Below are 18036 nucleotides of genomic sequence, written 5' to 3'. Positions count from 1 at the left end.
AGCGGAGCTTGAGTCTAAAGCAATGCAGCAGACTGAACAGGAATCCCAGCAACAAACCCAGGTTGATAATGAAATCAGCAAAGCAGATGTTCATCAGAACCAGGCGCCAGCGGAAGAGGCTAAACAAGAAATTTATCTGGTCAGCCATACAAACGTACACGAACAGAACGAAGGGGTCATTTTCTATTCAAAAGAGGCTGCTTACAGCTACTTTGAAGAAGACAAGAAAATGGCAATCGAGAAATACGAAGCGAACCCACATTTGGGAAATGGATTTGAAGGTGCGTTGCTTGTTTCCAAGACCATAGCGGCCAGCGAGCTGTCCTCTTATCCAGAAAAACTGACAGCAGAATTTGATAAACCCTACGAAATCCTGGCTGATTCATACAAGGAATACACCCGTACACCTGTATATGTTGTTTCATTCCCGAAAGATGAACTCAACCAGCCTGTTAAGAAGTTCGAATCGCTTTCTGAAGCTATTGAGTATAAAAATAATACTGCAATGCTTCATGATCTGGATAAAAGGGAAGTTATTGTTAAATCTGTAACCAGAGAAGAATTAGGGATGATGGGAGAGCAACTTGCCATTAAAGAAGCGGAACCTGTTCCACGACATGAACTTGAAAAAGCACAAGGTCGTGATGTCAATGAGCAGGATGGTTTGATACTGGATGCCATTGATCGCTATCAGGCTAAATTTGAAGCTGAGGGATTAGCATTTAACCGTCAGGAGACTGAGGCCGAACTGTTACATCACGATTTCACTCGCGAAGTAGCAGAAGATCGTCTTGAACAACAGTTCGTACAGGAAAAAGCAGAACAGCAAAATCAGCAGCAATCTGAACAGGAACGATAAAAAGAAAGCCCACGAAATTAATTCGTGGGCTTAAATCTGTATAGTTTATTACCTTTAATGGTGTGTAATGATGTGCACTATTTATTAACGGTTGGTCTTCCGGCCTTCGGACTGTTTTTCCTTATATCATCAAACAGCATCCGGCGTTCTTCTGCTGATACCATACGTAACGCAGCCAGTGCTGCCCTGATAACTTCAGCACGGCTTGCACCGTACTCGTTCTGGAACTCCTGCGCTGTATCGAGATCATCATCTGTCATTGTCAGATTTATACGCGTTACTGCGGATGCCGATGCCGGTTTTTGTGCCGCAGAACTAACAAACTGGCGTAAATCCAGAGGCTTAATTTCCTGATCTATTTTCTTGGGGAGCTTTGCCATAAGGTATCCTGCTTTCTATAAAGTGTGTAATTATACACACTTTTTTTACAACTCTAGAAGTTCCAGCATCCAGGTGCCGCAAATTGCCAGGCCACCTGCAAGCAGAAGCATAGGTGCATCATGCCATGACCAGCATTTCTTATTCTTACGAAGAAAACATATGCAAGCACATGTGGTTAATATTGATACAGCAATAAAAAGCCATCCGAGCAGGGTGCTGAACTGAGCAAATGGTGATAAAACACAACCTGAACTATTCTGGCAAGGGGATTCATGTTGTTTGAGCATAGTAAATCCCATCCAGAGTGATGACACAGGCAGAAATACGCACACAGCCGGAATTATTAGCCTGGCGGAGAATCTCCTTATCAGGAGTATCAATAGTGATAAGAACAGAAAAAGACTGACCATGTTATGTTTCCTGTTATTTATTGTGTAACAATACACACTATTGTTATTCAGATAAGCCCAAGCGCCCGTATACCGCAAACAGCTAAAAAAACTGCCAGACCACAATAAATCAGAACCATAACCGCATCTGTCCATGAGAAGTGAGTTCTGTTTTCGTAGATGGAAATACATCCGGCAGCAATGGTTATTACTGCGACAGTAAGAAAAAGCCATCCCTGCCAGGGGCTGATATTGGGTACAAACAAAAAATGGGTGAGCATACATCTCCCTTGTATTTAGTGTGTAATAATACACATCAAAGAATACCTGTTTCTTTTAACAGTAACTCAATTTCGCCACGGGCTTTATTTCCCCGTTTATCGTCGTATTCATGCACACCCATACCGCCGTTATAGGCTTTTTTATGTGCAGTACGCATATAGATACGCTGGCGGGGAACCGGAAGCCAGTCTGGATCATCATTGAGTTGTCGGCGCAGTTCTGACGCTTCGCTGTCTGACGGATTGGTTGAGCACTTATTCAGGACAATCCATGCTTTCATTGACGGATTGACTCCGGCCTGTGCTGTTTTAATGTCGAAAACCAGCCGTCCCAGCGTGTTGATCTCGATGCCTGCTCCTGGCTCAATGAATGTGAACAGAATGTCAGCACAACTCAGTGCCTTAACGAAGGCCGGAGATTTCATTCCTGGCGTATCAACAAACACATAATCAAAGCGGGCAGCCAGTTTTCGTGCCATTGCCGGAATATCTGTGTAGCACTCGAAATACGGTATTTCAGACAGCCGGTCGTTAGTTTTACGTTCCTCGATGAAATCCTTGATGCTTCCCTGTGAGTCTGTTTCCAGGAAACAGGCTGTTTTCCCTTTTATGATGACGCACACACATAAGGAACAAAGCACAGTGCTTTTTCCTATGCCGCCTTTATGCCCTGCAACTGTAATGATTTTTCCCATCACAAAATCCTCTTGGTTAAATGGTGTGTATTAATACACAATTTTATGTGATGAAAGTATAACCGTACAATTGCGTGCTGGCAATAGTTTAATGGTGTGTATTATTACTCATTATTAAGACACATCAGGGTATCCAAGAAGCTGTTTTGCAAGCTGTGGATCGCAGGTAAAGGACAGGCCACTTCCTGTAAGGACGTCCAGCGAAAAAACGCGGGTGTAAATCTCGGTGCTTCTTGCATAACGGTGTCCCAGCAGGGATTGCAGGACGCGCGGAGGAACGCCACTCATTGTCAGGTGCATGGCGTAACTGTGGCGAAACGTGTGAGGCGTGACCGGAACCGAAAATGTTACGCCGTCACGCCCTGCCCGTGCCACTGCGGTGTTTATCCAGTTCAGCGGTGTCTGTCTCGATGTTATGTCCCACACTGGCTGATGTTTGATCCGCTTTTTCCAGGTCGCCAGGTATTCCCGCATACGCAATGCGTATCCGGCATCCAGAACAGGAACCAGCCTTACAGCAGGCTCCGGTGGTTTTCTGTATCGCGGATCAGGGTGTAATGGTGGATGCCTGGTGGTCGGGCGTCCTGGTCTTCTTTCTGCTTCTTTTATACGTTGCTTGAGTGTTTTCAGGATCACCACGGGTTGCGGGTACTGGCGCGTCGGAGTCAGCATAAAATCAGCAGGTTTCAGCGCCAGAGCTTCATTCAGTCGTGCTCCGGTATTCCAGAGTGTCTCAAAGTACATGCGGATGCTCAGATCATCAATGTAGGAGAGAAGCAGTGAGACTTCCGGTGCTATCAGATATTTTGGCATTCCTGCGCCAATCTGCGCCGCCAGATCCCGCATATTACGGGCTGCATCGGGAGAGATGGTTAAATTCCAGGCGTCGCTACGTGAAATCTGGAAAATTTTGGCGGGTAAGTGACTCAATTTTTAAATCTCCGCACCTGTTTTTTTGGATGTGTCAGCAATTATGACCTAGAGCAGAGGTGCGTCCGACAATAAAAATTCCGATCACCAAAAAAATTTTTGGACATTTTTTCCGATAATGCATTTTTGTCCAGGCGGATATGAACGGCAGGGCAGGACGAAATCTGGAAGTTATCCTGAATTACCCAGGATATGGGCGCGTATGCCGGAGCAGAGCACCAGATAAAGGAAATGAATTTAGTGTATGTTGTAACTAATTAGGTCTGGACAGAAACACCTGAATGTCCAATGTGAACGGAAGAAAGCCAGACATGGTAGAATATTAAAATTCACAGATATTATTAGCATATAATTTGGATTGCACTATGACGAAGAAGACCTTAGCTGAAAGATTTGAAGTGCTTGAACAAGAGTACAATTCTGTCATGTCGACAAAATATATGGGAACAAGTGCATTCAGTCACAGAAGCCAGGAATATATTGATTCGGCTAGAGGTAATAACTGGATTGCAAGAGCAAAAAAGTTACTTGAAGACAGTTATGGAAAGGAATCTGATTACTACAAAGATTTTAATGATACACAAAGGATTGCTTGGTCTAGTAATTATCAGGGATTGGTTAGGCATTACAAACCTATTTTTGATGCAGCCAGAGACGATTTAACTTACTCCGGCACGGCATCTACTATAGCAACAAAACATGCAGAACTGGATTTGATTATAAATATACTCAATAAATTTCCAGCTTTTTGTCGTCAATTAAAGCAACGATACAATGACAGAACGCCGCTTGAGATTAATGACGAGTATGATGTACAGGATCTTGTTCATGCTCTTCTGCTGCTGCATTTTGATGATGTCAGACCTGAAGAAAATTCACCTAGCTTCGCAGGTTCATCATCCAGACAGGATTTTCTTTTGAAGAAAGAGAAGATTGTCATTGAAGTGAAGAAAACTCGCCGCTCTCTAGGGGCAAATAAAATTGGAGAGGAACTGCTCATTGATATGGCCCGTTACCGTGCACATCCTGACTGTGAGACGCTAGTATGCTTTGTATACGACCCTGAAGGTTGGGTGACTAACCCTAAAGGTGTGATAGACGATCTTGAGGGGAAAGATACCGAAGGAAAGACTAGAGTCGTGATAGCTCAATTCTGATTTTCACTATGCTGGACAAAATAACCTGAGTGTCCAAAGTGGCGCGGTGATTACGTAACAGGGAGATTTTGCCAGCAGTTCTGCAACCGCAAGCGGCAAATCGATGTCAGGTTATGCCAGCATCTTTGCACCAGGTCGCGCAAGTCCTCTAGTGAAAATTTCTGAGCATAAAAATATTTTCATCGATTTAATTGTTTGTCTTTTAATAACTCTTCGTATAGTCCAGTTGTTCCTGGTTTGATCTCAATATCTGTGATTTCAAAGCGTTCCAAAACAGACTGTAAGTATTCGAGAGTTACTGAGTAAGGATCAGGTTCTGCAAGATTGGTGTAAAGGGGATCTTCGGATGAATGAATACTGAAATCTATGCACATGTGGTACCACTGGAGCGGAGCGTCCCAGCCAAGCATAACTTCAACAATTCCTTCATTGCTTTTTACCTCAAACCAGTGCTGACTCATATAATATTCCTTGCTGCTTTTTATTCCGTATTCTTCATCCAATAATATCAAGCTAGACCACAGCCAGCCAGTAGAATTAAAAAAGGCCGCTTACGCGGCCTCAGTTGCTATGGCATTTATGCCGAGGAGAAGATTTGAAAAATATCACTGTACGTTAAAGGGCAGGAAGAGGTTCACTTCCTGCCCTTAGTTACGTTTCCGCTGTCATCAGTCGATGAACTGGCGAATCAGTTCCAGAATTGCAATCAGCGCGTTTGCAACGGCGACCACAGCCCTGAGAACGATGATTAACAGATTAATCATCCGTTTCTCCAGTAAAACTGGAGGAAATCACCGTTGCTTACTCATACACTGCCTGTCACAACGGCTCTCTCGCATTGTTAGGTGTAGAGTGACCTCCTCCCTGCCAGAGCACCGAATACAGCACCACCTGTTTATCCAGCCAGGACTTTAAAATCGTTCATACCCGCAGATACGGGAAGGCAGGATTGCAAGCCAACTACATGACTAACTGACTGATTATACGCTACACAAAATCCCCGTTACACCACTAAATGTGGTTCCTTAACCACATTTAGTTGCTTTACAGCACCATAGTGAATAAAATGTAAGCGTTAGGTGTAGAGTAACTTCCTCCGGTCAGAGCCACCAACCCAAGACCGGAAAACACAAAAAAGCCCGATTACCAGTCGGGCTTTTTTGTATCACTTAACGCTGCCAGATTAGAGTTACTCAGGGTGTTTAAAAATCAGCAATATTATAACCACTCCCCTCAGAACAACGAATAAAGGCTGTAAAGTATTGACTCAGATTATTCCGTTTCTCAAAAATAATTCTGGCAAAATCAGTAGGCTCAATCATCCAGTTTGGCGATTTACCAGTTGCGAAAAAACGGTGATAGCCATTGTATTGATCACCCAGAGTGAAATACGGCATATCACGTCCTTCTGTAAAATTATAACAATCTATATGATCCCTTCCAATATATAATGCAGAAATCAGAGCGCATTGATCTTCAATATCATAATCACTAAGAAAACTTGCAATTTTACTTTCATTAGTTGGAAGAATTGATAAGAGATCGTTTATAAGTTTATCAACACGTGTCATACTATTTTTCCCTTAACTTTTGCATTGCGAATGACACAATCTGAAGACTGACAAACCACCCCTGGTTAATCGGATGCTTCAGACATGCCATTGGATATTATATGGAGAACAGGGGATAATCAACTATCGCTACTTTTTGGAGGTAAATTCAAACCCTAATTTTCCTGTTGCTTTATCAAGCAATTTAACTTTAGCCGAAAATTCTTTATTCGTCCTGGAACTAACAAACCCTTTTAACTCTCCTGTAATACCTTTTGTCAGCAAGGTTTCTACTTGCTTGTCAGACAGAGCCTTGCCAGAGAAGTTCTTCCAGATTTTAAATTCACATTCTGTACAGAAATAACCTTTTGGCCTGATAGCAATCTGCTTACCACAGGAAGGGCAGGGAGCATTCAGGCGTTGAGATTGGCCTGCTGGCGCTGCTGCTTCAATCTTCATCTCGCCCAGGTCAACATCTGTAATCATGCCACTCAGTTCGCTGTAAAGCTCATTAATAAACTCTTCAACCGTCAGATCACCATTTTCAATAGCAGCCTGTTTTTCAGCCCATAATGCTGTCATATCTGGATTAACAGCTATATCCGGCAGAGCATCAATAAGCGCATATCCGGTATCTGTCGGAATGAGTTTTCCTTTTTCCAGCGTGATATAATTTCTCTTCTTCAACGTTTCCAGAATCGCTGCGCGGGTAGCTGGCGTACCAATGCCGCCATGTTCATCTTTTTTGTCTTTATCTTTATCCTTCAACAATTTTTTAATCGTTGGGTCAGTGACAAAATCCGCGACACGAACAAGCGCAGCAAGCAAGGAGGCTTCAGTAAATAATGGCGGCGGTGTCGTTTTCTTCTCATTAACTACAACTTCTTTTGTCGTCAGTGTTTCTCCTGTGCGAATTTTACAGAGCAGTTCAAAAGCGGAATCATCGTTATCTTCTGATTCACCTTCATCTGTGGTTTCCGCACCAAGAAATGCCTCAAATCCGCTGTCAGTTGTTTTTCTGGCACGAGCATAGAACGACTCATCACCACACTGAATGGCAACCGATACTTCCTGATATGCTTTTTCAGGCATGAACTGAACAAGATAGTGTTGTGCGATCGCAAGGTAAACATTGCGCTCGTCGGTGCTGAGTGCGTTAACATCAGGCACACTGGCTGTCGGGATTATCGCAGTATGCGCAGTCACCTTTGCACTGTTAAACGCCTTGCTTTTACGTGCGGAATCAATATCCAGCGACTGAGGAAATACTGATTTCAGGGCATCGATAACCTGTGGCGCTTCGCTGAATTGTTCATCAGAAAGATATGAACAATCAGAGCGGTTATAAGTGATCGCTTTGTATTTTTCGCGTAGTTGTTGCGTAACATCCAGCGTTTTTTGCGCTGTCATTTTGAACTTTTTGTTCATGTATTGCTGGAGCCTGACCAGGTTAAATGGCAACGGTGCGGCTGTTTTTTTATCATCAGTTGCTGCCGCTTCAACGGTGGCTGGTTTTCCCGCAAGAGATGCCGCCGTTCCGTTTGCCCATGCCTTATCAAGCAATTTACGATCTGTCAGCGGAGCAAATTCCCCTGGTTTCCAGTTTGCACTGAGAACATCAGCACCACGCTGAAAGACTCCGGTCATGGTGTAGTAAAAACTGGATTTATGGTTCTGGTTAGCACGGGTACGATTCACAATGAGGCCAAGAACGGGAGTCTGGACGCGCCCGACAGACAGAACGCCCTGATATCCTCTGGCTTTTGCCGGAATGGTGTACGCACGTGTCATAGAGAAGCCATAGACGGCATCGGCAACTGAACGCGCCAGCGCCTTAAGGTAAAGTCCTTTGAAATCACGATTGTCTTTAAGATTTGCCAGTGCCTTTTTCACTGCCGGAAGCGTGTTGTCGTTAATCAGAACGCGCTTTACGGGTTTTGTGTTGCCTGCATATTCCAGGACTTCATCAACCAGTAGCTGTCCCTCATCATCAGGATCGCCAGCGTGAACAATTTCAGTCACGTCTCCACGGCTGATAAGTTCGAGAATCGTTTTAACCTGTTTTGCGGCACTTTCGACAGGCTGATACTTCACGGGATAAAGACGTAAAGGAAGCGTTTCAACTTTCCAGACTTTATATTCAGGATTATAGTTTTCCGGTGGCTGTGATTCGATAATATGACCAAAACAGTTAGTCACAATTGCGTTATCACTTTCAAACCAGCCATCATGGCGAGTAAAATTACCACCAAGCGCCTTAACAATATCATTCGCTACTGCGGGTTTTTCTGCAATAAAAAGTCTCATTTTATTATCCTTTAAATAACTAATGCACTTTTAATAGATGGTTGTTTTTTGAATAAAGAGAAGTCCGTTTTTAATCGTTCAGACTGAATAGTGTGAAGTAAAAGACTTTCCTCTCTGGATAGAAGGAAGTCTCCCCATTCGAACTCTTCCCACATATCATGGCTGTTTTCACCAGGTTTATTTAATAAAGATTCCATTTTTGGCTGAATTCTGGCTGGAGGATTATTTTCATAAGCTGAATGCACCCTGTCACTCCACTTATCAAAAGAACCATTTAAGAGAATTTCCTGTGATACCATATCAAAATCATCATCTTCTATATAGGTATTGACCCGATGATATATTAATCCCATATCTTCAATATCCCAGGTGTATATAGTAGTAAACCATCTTAATTTTTTATCTGTTTGCAAAACAAGGCCATTAACTGACTTTCTTCCTTTAAGCATTCCAACCCATAAACATTTATTAGGCCACGGCCTGCCCACAGACAATGATTCACTATCAATTATAAAATCAAGTTCAGGTATGGAAATGGTTTTAAGGCTACATTTATTAGCCATGCGGTGAAAAAGTTTGGGGACAATATGCAGATACATATCTATTTCCTTTATCTATAGTGGCTGATTTTAGTTAAAAGAAACTTTTAATGTTACAAAAATACATAAAGACAGAATTATTAGCATCAATAATAAAAAAAGTATGCATATTTCAGATATGTTAATTTTTCTGAATGCAGTTCTGATTAAAAGTGTTCCCGTAGACACCCAAAAAACTGCAAAAGACAGCATAAATACAGGATTTGTGATTAAATCATGTAAAGAATAGAGCCAATCATTCATTTTTGCCTCCTTAATGCTTATGTCGCCATTCCCTCGGTGTATCAACCCATAAACCACATTGTCTTTATCCTCCAGTATTTCTTCAACAGAATCTTTCCCCTTCCAAACGTCTCTACAGATTCATTTAAACCAACCATAAGGATATGCAGGGAACGTCAACCAAGTCTCAATCAGGAATTCCGTTTCTTCATTCCAGTAAAAATAAAATCCTCTTTCATTGAACCAGACATTAAAACCATTGATATTGCCTATTTCTTTTGCGCCAGCATATAAATGCTCAACATAGAAATAGGGCTGAAATGAATCGAAAGTCGTTGTTCTAACAAACTCCTGACGTGATGATTTTAATATGGTGTCACGTTCATCTTCAGGGTCCACCATTGCACCTGTATTAATATCAAAACCAATATATAAAGTTGTCCCCGTCATGGCTTGTTTTACGAATTTCTTCCAGAGCTTATTATTAATGGTTATTACATGCTTCTGAATTATATCTACGAACTCTTTTCTGACTATATCACCGTAATCCTCGACTCTTTTTTCAGGAACGCTGATAACAAACTCAACAGTATCACCTTTATCATGGTTAAACAGAGGCTTTAAAAGCTCTTCGCTTTCAAAATTACTTCTGAATGCAGCTACATCACGAACAAAACAGGATATATATTCATATTTTTCATCCTTAAACATCCCCTGTAAATCTTCACCATGTTGCAAGGCATACTGGCAAACTCGCTCATACAGGGATGATTCCGTTACAGTGACGTAAGCTGCACCTTCTGTCATTAAGTCATTGACACGGATATCAGCACTAATCTGAACTTCACCACCGATTCTTTTATTGAATCGTTCTTTATCATGTTTTGTCATCATTGTTTTTATCCTCTGATTTAAAGAGAAGCCTTTAATATTGCACAAAGATAAAAAGACAGAATCATTAGTAGCCATAATAAAAAAATGATAACTATCTCAACTGTTTCAGATATATTAAATTTTCTGTATATAACTCCTAATAAGAGATAAACCGTTGCCCCCCAGAAGGCAAAGAAACAAACCACGAACACTGAATTGTCGAGTAAATCGTATAACGAATACATCCAGTGACCAGCCGGATATGGTAAACCAAAAGAAGAATGCATTTCAGATATCTTTATCCTCTAATATTCCTTCAACAGAATCTTTCCTCTTCCCAACGCTACGCAACATAATTCTGGTCGGGCAATTCTGATTAACAAGTTTCAGAAAACTGGTTAAATCATCATCAGAATAAATTTCTTTAATATTGTTAATGTCAGATGTCAGAGTTACAAGTCGGAATGACGGAGTTATAAACCGGATTTTGTTCATACGCTCACCTCTTTTAAATACTAACACCCTTCGGTTGTTCAACCCCGCAAATCCCAGATTAAAACCTGGAATCTGCGAGGTTATCATTGATAATTACTTACAACCTTCTGACCAACAAATAGGATTCATTGAAGGATAGCAATCAGGTTTTAATCAGCCCTTAACGCGTCCGAACTTACTCATAATTTTTGAGATAGCAGCCGGATCAGCCGTTGAGCACTGATTCAAAAATGCCTTGCGGGCATCAAATGTTTTACTCCAGCGAATGCTTCCTTTTTTCTTTTTCAGAATATTAAAAAAGTCCTTTTCAGCACTTCTGCACTCACTTCCACCTCCTTGCCCGACAGCTTTTCCATACAGGCAAAGCACCGAAGCGCAAGGATCAGAAGCATAAGCAGGAATACTACCCGCCCCCAATGAAAATACGATGGCGGTAAATATCGCTTTAGCTTTTCTCATATAGTTCACCAGATATTATTCAGAAACATCCTCCAGATCGTGTGTCTCAAGATCTGGTTTAGTCATAACATCAGAAAACATACTAATATCATCTGAATATATTTTTGCCTGTTCCAGAATCTGATTTCTCATTTCTTCATCGAACAATACAGGCATTTCTACCGGATTTTCTTTAGCTATATCTACTCGTTTTTTAAACTCCTCCTCTTCAAACCAGATTATTTTGTTAGCTACAAATGGGCGAGTGTATTCACTCATTACGATTTCACGAACAGCCATATTACCCATTTTATTTTTATAATCCCGAAGCTCGACAATCTCTTCTGGCAGTAATACAGCACGGCTGACTATTTCATGATTTCGGGAACGAGAACTACCACCTTTGCCACCACTCCGTGAGTCAGATTTCTTGATAATTTTCATATCCCTGACTCCAATTTCCTCAGAGATCTTTTTCGCCAGTTCATTTTTAGCCTTTGGCGGGTAATAAAGAACTACAGCCGAGTTTTCAACGAAAGTTTCCCAACCGTGAGTGCCATACATATCATCTTTTTTACCCTGCCCTTCGTTCTGCAAAATAATAACGAATCGCAGGTTAAAACCAGCGGTAAAGCCAACACCTTTTTCAATAATTTCAGACTTACCCATTGATGTAAATTCATCAAGAAGGACAAGACACTGATATTTCAACTCAGGATTCTGTTCTGGAAGCTCCTTTGTATTCTCATTCACTAGCATAGAGAAAAACAGATTCACAAGCCGTGAGTGAGTAATTAATGCATCAGGAGTCAGCCCAAGATATATCGACATAGGCTTTTTCCTGACCATTCGCACATCAAAATCACTTGCATCAGTAGCTGCTGCTGTGATTGGGTTCTTAAAAATACTCAATGGAGACGAGAAGTTGGTAATAATACTTCCTTGTGTCTTCTCCGGCGCTGCCATAAATTCACGAAACAGACTCTTTGTTTCATCACTCAGGTATTCTTTCTGATCTATTTCCGTACCCATCCAGGCTGATAGTCTCTGACCACTTTCAGGGACAGAGAGTTTCATAATAGCCGACATGGACACAAGAACATCAGGTACATCAGCAACACCCTTTTTCTTTTGCTGAAGATGGAATCGTTCCTTATCCAGAAGATATAAAGCAAGCCCACAAAAGAGCTTCCGTGCAGAATCAGACCAAATAGGATCATCACTTGCCGGAATCAACATAGCGGCAATTTTTTCCAAATCTCCAGAACGCTGAATATCAGAACGATTAACGCAGTCCAGAGGATTCCAGCGGTGTGATCTGATATTACCTTTTTTCGCCTCCTGCTGGTTTTCTGCATACCCCGCAGGGGCAAACAGAAAACATTCCTGCCCTAACACATTCTGTCTGTATCCGGCAGACAAAAACCAGTTTTCAAGTTTTATATCAAGAACAACCATCGAATCCGGGTAATTCACACAGTTAGGTATAACAATACCAACACCTTTACCAGAACGCGTAGGAGCATAAAGGATTAAAAACTGTTGCCCGAAGAAATATATATATTTGTTTTTAAACCTTCCTTTAAACTGTTTACCAATAAGAATAGGTGGAAAGCAGTATGGTTTACTGTTCTTTAATCTTGCTTCTTTCAACTCTTTATCTGTTGGGAAAAAGGTTGATTTAGCCAGGTCCATATCAGTAGCAAGACGAGCATTGCCATAAATAACTTTTTTTGGCATCAGTCCGACTATGACAATAACAACAAAACCAATAAATATTGCACATGGTGCAGCAAATCCAGCCCATGTAATCGCGACCAATTTTTTATATTCAGGTTTTCCGCTAAATTGTGTAATGACATTATTAAATGTATTCCATTGCAACATGTCAACACTCAATCCTGAATATTTTAATGCTGCATATCCCCCAAGATAATTACCGCCAATAAGACAAACAACGAGAATAAGCAACAAAAAAACCACTAATATGATTTTTTTCTTCATAGATACCCCTACATGTAAAGCATGTATAATATTTAATCACCAGAAGTAATTTACATTGTGCTAAGTAGACGATTTTTTTCTTCGGGGTCGTAATATAGTTCCGTCATATATGTATGGTTAAAAAATAATATGACATCTATAGATGTCTTAATCGTTCTCATAATCAAATCCATATCAACTGTCATACCAACAGATGATTGTTTAACAATGCTCGCCAGCCGCGAGAACGACGCATAAGTATTGTTAGCATGGATCGTACTTATTGAGCCTTCATGCCCTGTGTTAAGAGCTTCAAGATAACTCCATGCTTCATCCCCCCTTAACTCAGCCAGAAAGATATGATCTGGTTTAAGGCGCATACAGGCTTCAATAATCGACTTGGCATCCACAATTCCCTTTTTATAAAACAGGTGAATATGGTTTGGATGATTCGGGAGCGTCATCTCGTGGACATCTTCAATTGTTGCATAGCGCCGTTCAGGAGGAAACAAATCCGCAATGGCTTTACCTACTGTTGTTTTGCCGGAACCAGTACCACCAACAATCAGGAAATTCAGGCGATCATTGACCGCCTCACGAATAAATTTAGCAATACTTGCGGCATCACCCTTACGCGATAACTCGAATAAATATTTCTGCCGCTCAGTTAACACTGCTGTGTGTTTTTTAGCAATTTTAACTCGGTCAAAACGCCCTGAATTAACGTAATCATCAAGTGAAAAACGCGTTAGTGATGGTTTACGAATTGAGAGAACAACACAATTATCCTCGGTTGCAGGAGGAACGATAATCTGGCCACGTTCACCACCAGGAAGAACAACCGACGCAATCGGGTTATGTGGTTTCAGGGCATCTTCCAGCCCACTTATGTTACACAGCGCATAGGCCAGCCCCATTAATGCCTTATAACTGACCTTATCTGTATCACGAAAGCACCAACCATCACGACCTTCAAACCATATCCTGCCAGGCTGATTTACGGCGATTTCGGTAACATCATCCATATCCAGTAATTCCTGAATCCCTGTTTGCACCAGAAATTGACGAGCGATAATATGTTCTTCACTCATTACTGCACTCCGTAAACCTCAGAAAAGTCAATATTCCTCGGAACAATCACTGATAAAACAGTTCCCTGATTAATATATGCAGTTGGAGGAATATTGATCGTGTTCTCAAGTGTTGTTTTAGCCAACTCCTGCGCCGTATCAGATGTATTATCATAGGTAATATTGCTGTTATTCCCCGATTTTTGTGTGGTGTTTTTCAGAATATCCATACCATCACCAAGCAATGACAACATAATCGCACCTGAATATCTCTGGAATATATGATTATCAATCCAGGCTGGCAGGCCAGATGCACCAAGTCCATCAGTGCCAAGAGCACCAATTTTTACGTTAACATTGCCATCTTTTAAATTAGTCCAGTTAACAAATACACGAGCCACTCCTTGCGTCATTACTTTATTCTGCTCTCCCATCAGCATAGCGCCACGGCGAGCCAGTAATGTTTCACCATTATCTGAATAGAGATCTTTAGTCAGTTGACACAACGTTATTCCAGGGTAGGACGTAACTATTTTTGTTTGTAAAACGCATGAAAGCGAAGTACCCGCAGCCAGCAAAAAACGTCTGTTACTGGCAAAACTCACTGTACCATCAGCATAAGTTTCCCCTTGCAGAGAATCCTTCTCTTTTTCCGAACGTTTATCCTCATTTCTGGTTTCAATTTTAACCAGAGTATCTCCTGTAATCTGACGTTCAGCCTTAGTCAGTGGCCTTTCTTTCTCCTGTCCATTGCCAGACTGCGATGAAGAATGGCTGCTGGATTGCCCCTGCATCGCCATTGCTTGCATAGTGCTATCATTATCAGAATTTATTTCTGTTTTTTGTTTCTTTTCTTTTTCTGCCTGTTCTTCCCGTTGCTTGCGTTCAGTTTCCTCACGCTGCTTATTCTGCATGATTGTTTTCATCACAGAATTAAGGCTTGCCCCATCCTGAGAATTAGATATTAACGTCTCGTTTTTTGGTTCAAGGCCAATTTGCTCCACCTCCTTCGAGGGAAGCATTTTAATAATCATGGCAGCGACAACAAAAATACCAAAGATACTTGCCAGCAAGATAAATATCTTCTTGGAGGATTTCTTTGATTTAACCTCGATAACACCACGATTACCCACATCATTATTGCTGCGGCTTTCATTTTTCATAATTAAATTTCTCCACCCTCACCTTTCCATTTGTAGTACCTTTTTTATTCCACATTTTAGGAACCGTCGAAGATGTTCTTACATCAACAACTTGATCGCCTATTCTCAGGCGGAAATTATCAGACACTTCATGTAATACCATTGTGTTATTTTCCATATGCTTATTAACAAGGTTTTCATTGCCATCAGCATCAACACGATAAGGCACGGGTAAATCCTGTTTACTGTTCCAGCGCATACAGGTAAAAGTACCATCGTCCCAGACCTGGTAAGGGAAAATGCTCTTACTCCCCTTTAATTGATAGTGTCCATTAATTACACCACCATCAGTGCAGGGATATTTTTTCTCCGTAAATACTTTGGCTGTTACAGGTTTAGGATAGTCATATCGCAAAACGTATGTCGGATTACTGGACACTTCCGTAAGGTACAATGAGTACGTGTGTTTATCCGTTACAATAGTAACGTTCGTGCTTGGATTGTCTTCTACTGCCGGACGAAAGAAGACTGTATGTTCACGAACGGACACCTTCCATGCAGCAGGATCACCCAGGCCAACATCTTTAATCGTTTCATCTTTGGCGATTTGAACTACCGAAACAGCACCTTTCTTTACTCTGACATTAACAACATCGTTTTCATTAAAAACAACACTCTGAATCCTGGAGTCAAATGCTGACCCCTGACCATATGTTGCCGCAATTGTTGCCGGAGGTGCACAAACAGCCAGTAAAGATAAGCAACCGATAAGACCCGACTTTTTAATCATTTAATAGCCTCCGCGTCTACACGATAGCTGACAGCTTCAAATCCGAGAGGATTAATAAGCCGTTGTTCTTCCGTCTTAACATCTTTATTAAAATCAAAAGCGACCGTTGCAATCCAGTCTGTAACTCTGTATTCGGGAGCCAAAGAGCCGGAAGAGTCCAGAATCATTTTTGAGAATCTGACCTGCGCAACATCAGGCTTCAGTAAAGTGACGGACTTAATTTTCGTTTTAATCTTATAACTGTCTTTCAGTACATTCAGCGGCGAGTTATCTGCACGAATAGCTGTATTGTACTGTGAGAACACTTTGTTATTAGACATGACATTTACCGTATCCAGCATTTCCTGGATAGTCTGCCAGTCGTATGACTCATAGTTAATAACAAACTTCGCAAGATTATATTTTGTTTCCGCTTCCTGATAGGTTTGCTTTGCTCCTGATAATTGCGGTGCAATATCTGTATAGCCCGTATTGTTATCCACACGAATAACAAAAGGAACAGCAGTCTTTAACGGAGACAAAAAAGCGATGGCTGCTGCAAGAGCAATATTGGAAATCAACAGCACAACAGCAATTCGCGTAATAAACTTGGCTTTACCCTGGACAGTTGCTATTTCATTACGCTCAAACTGCTTGACAGCATCGAAAATTTGCTTGTTTTCTTTCTTTATATCAATTTTTTTCTTAGCTGCTTCTTCTTTTGTCTTACCAAAATATTTATTTTTTAAATCCATTACATCGTCCTCGCTTTCACATCCTGAATTGTTGTATTCAATTCATACCATCCGCCCTCCGCTTGTTTAGGTTGAGGCGGTGATGAACAAGAAGAAAGAAAACAGATTAATAAGAGTGCAATAGTTGCTCTCATTTCTTTTGCTCCTTAATACGTTTAATAAATTCAGGAATCCAGATATCGGGTTCATCTGTACCAAGTTCTTCCCTTACTTGTTCACACAGAACAATCCCTTCCGTCGTTCCTGATATAACAGGAAGAAAGTCATCAAAACCGTACAAATCCATTTTTGCAAATGCCGATGATCCAGACTGTTTTATTAACATCGTTCTGGATTCTTTTGATAAAGATTTTAATTTCTTAAATTCTTTTTCAACAAGACCAATTTTTTTATAACCATCAAATTCAGCATCTGGATTAGGCAACAAAATCTTTGTGGCTGTTTGCTGAACAAGAGCCGCAAAAATTGCACAGTTAACCGCATCCTCTGGCGACTGACTCGTTAGCCACATCATTTCATTTTTCAGACGTCCAGCTTTTAACGCAGATTTGATCATATCCTGAGTCAGAGGGAAGTTCGCAGGCATCCAGAACTCCTCGACAATAGTAAGCATTAGCTTTCCGTCACGTTGCATAAGCGTTTTATAGAAAAATAAAATCGCCAGCAGAGGTTCGCACGCCGGATGCGTTTCACCATTTACCTTTTCAAGGATAACGGTTGTGTCAAAACCTACCTTTTTATAATCCATCGGATTAAAAGTGTTCTCTGGCGAATCTGTTGCCCAGGAATACGCTCCATTTTTACACCATTTAGCAAGTCTGATACGCAGTTCACTATCGTTAACTATCTGGAGCAATGCTGACGTTCGGCGCAACTGGACAGGCATAGTCATAAGACTCTCTACTGCCGCATCCATTTCTATTGCCTGTTGGTCAGAACAGGGGTTCCCCATGTTGTCCCGAACAAATGCCTTTGCAAGCGATTTCAGAAACGCTAACAAACGCTTCCAGATTGGTGATGATTCATCTTCCGCAAGCTGCCACGGATTAAGACCAGTAAAAACACCTTCCTGTAGAGCAAAATAACTACCACCATACGCACGAACAAATAATTCTGTAGAGCGGTTATAGTCAATAACGAA

The 18036-nt window shown here is 41.3% G+C and carries 16 protein-coding genes and 2 pseudogenes; 2 read left to right on the top strand and 16 right to left on the bottom strand.

Going from position 1 to position 18036, the window contains the following annotated elements:
• Positions 1–859 (top strand): annotated as a pseudogene (locus AACU94_RS24420) (LPD7 domain-containing protein); the annotation flags it as partial.
• A 77-nt stretch (positions 860–936) separates the two neighbouring features.
• On the opposite strand, the gene AACU94_RS24415 reads toward AACU94_RS24420, so the two are convergent.
• From AACU94_RS24415 to AACU94_RS24405, 3 genes are all read right to left on the bottom strand, one after another.
• Entirely contained in the window at positions 937–1239 is a 303-nt protein-coding gene (locus tag AACU94_RS24415; RefSeq protein WP_001096504.1) for a hypothetical protein, read from the bottom strand.
• A 706-nt stretch (positions 1240–1945) separates the two neighbouring features.
• Positions 1946–2605 carry a nucleotide-binding protein gene (locus AACU94_RS24410; RefSeq protein ID WP_000516225.1) on the bottom strand — a complete coding sequence of 220 codons (660 nt, stop codon included), beginning with the start codon at positions 2603–2605 and terminating at the stop codon, positions 1946–1948.
• A 114-nt stretch (positions 2606–2719) separates the two neighbouring features.
• Entirely contained in the window at positions 2720–3535 is an 816-nt protein-coding gene (locus AACU94_RS24405) for a tyrosine-type recombinase/integrase (protein ID WP_112030422.1), read from the bottom strand.
• Between the two features lie 365 nt (positions 3536–3900).
• Between AACU94_RS24405 and AACU94_RS24400 the strand changes: the two genes are divergently transcribed.
• Entirely contained in the window at positions 3901–4692 is a 792-nt protein-coding gene (locus tag AACU94_RS24400) for a PD-(D/E)XK nuclease domain-containing protein (protein WP_000163252.1), read from the top strand.
• Positions 4693–4871: 179 nt separating this feature from the next.
• Here AACU94_RS24400 and AACU94_RS24395 read toward each other — a convergent pair whose 3' ends face one another.
• From AACU94_RS24395 to AACU94_RS24335, 13 genes and pseudogenes are all read right to left on the bottom strand, one after another.
• Positions 4872–5153 carry a hypothetical protein gene (locus tag AACU94_RS24395; RefSeq protein ID WP_052989983.1) on the bottom strand — a complete coding sequence of 94 codons (282 nt, stop codon included), beginning with the start codon at positions 5151–5153 and terminating at the stop codon, positions 4872–4874.
• Between the two features lie 207 nt (positions 5154–5360).
• Positions 5361–5456: a DinQ-like type I toxin DqlB gene (gene dqlB, locus AACU94_RS24390; protein ID WP_000609147.1), complete on the bottom strand. Its 96-nt coding sequence runs from the start codon at positions 5454–5456 to the stop codon at positions 5361–5363.
• Positions 5457–5894: 438 nt separating this feature from the next.
• On the bottom strand, positions 5895–6263 hold the full coding sequence (locus AACU94_RS24385) for a hypothetical protein (protein ID WP_135488426.1): 369 nt from the start codon (positions 6261–6263) through the stop codon (positions 5895–5897).
• A 129-nt stretch (positions 6264–6392) separates the two neighbouring features.
• The gene (locus tag AACU94_RS24380; RefSeq protein ID WP_135488425.1) at positions 6393–8549 is read right to left on the bottom strand and encodes a type IA DNA topoisomerase; all 2157 of its coding nucleotides are present in this window, start codon (positions 8547–8549) and stop codon (positions 6393–6395) included.
• A gap of 11 nt (positions 8550–8560) precedes the next feature.
• Positions 8561–9148, bottom strand: coding sequence for a DUF6012 family protein (locus tag AACU94_RS24375; protein ID WP_135488424.1), 588 nt, complete (start codon positions 9146–9148; stop codon positions 8561–8563).
• Positions 9149–9511: 363 nt separating this feature from the next.
• On the bottom strand, positions 9512–10264 hold the full coding sequence (locus tag AACU94_RS24370; protein ID WP_135488422.1) for a hypothetical protein: 753 nt from the start codon (positions 10262–10264) through the stop codon (positions 9512–9514).
• 627 nt (positions 10265–10891) lie between these two features.
• A complete protein-coding gene (locus AACU94_RS24365; protein WP_001223992.1) occupies positions 10892–11197 on the bottom strand; it encodes a TrbM/KikA/MpfK family conjugal transfer protein in 306 nt (101 codons plus the stop codon).
• A 15-nt stretch (positions 11198–11212) separates the two neighbouring features.
• Positions 11213–13180: a type IV secretory system conjugative DNA transfer family protein gene (locus AACU94_RS24360; protein WP_135488420.1), complete on the bottom strand. Its 1968-nt coding sequence runs from the start codon at positions 13178–13180 to the stop codon at positions 11213–11215.
• A gap of 50 nt (positions 13181–13230) precedes the next feature.
• Positions 13231–14250: a P-type DNA transfer ATPase VirB11 gene (gene virB11, locus AACU94_RS24355; protein WP_001287983.1), complete on the bottom strand. Its 1020-nt coding sequence runs from the start codon at positions 14248–14250 to the stop codon at positions 13231–13233.
• Positions 14250–15392 carry a TrbI/VirB10 family protein gene (locus tag AACU94_RS24350; RefSeq protein WP_135488419.1) on the bottom strand — a complete coding sequence of 381 codons (1143 nt, stop codon included), beginning with the start codon at positions 15390–15392 and terminating at the stop codon, positions 14250–14252. The genes virB11 and AACU94_RS24350 overlap by 1 nt, the downstream gene beginning before the upstream one ends.
• Complete coding sequence (locus tag AACU94_RS24345) at positions 15382–16161, bottom strand: TrbG/VirB9 family P-type conjugative transfer protein (protein ID WP_135488418.1); 780 nt, start codon at positions 16159–16161, stop codon at positions 15382–15384. Before AACU94_RS24345 ends, AACU94_RS24350 begins: the two co-directional genes overlap by 11 nt.
• Complete coding sequence (locus AACU94_RS24340) at positions 16158–16895, bottom strand: virB8 family protein (protein WP_000364523.1); 738 nt, start codon at positions 16893–16895, stop codon at positions 16158–16160. Before AACU94_RS24340 ends, AACU94_RS24345 begins: the two co-directional genes overlap by 4 nt.
• 130 nt (positions 16896–17025) lie before the next feature.
• Positions 17026–18036, bottom strand: a pseudogene (locus AACU94_RS24335) (conjugal transfer protein); the annotation flags it as partial.

Origin of the sequence: Escherichia sp. E4702, assembly GCF_963883545.1 — a bacterium.
GTDB lineage: Bacteria > Pseudomonadota > Gammaproteobacteria > Enterobacterales > Enterobacteriaceae > Escherichia.
Note: the sequence above shows the minus strand (reverse complement) of the source record. Positions and strands in the feature narration are given on the sequence as shown.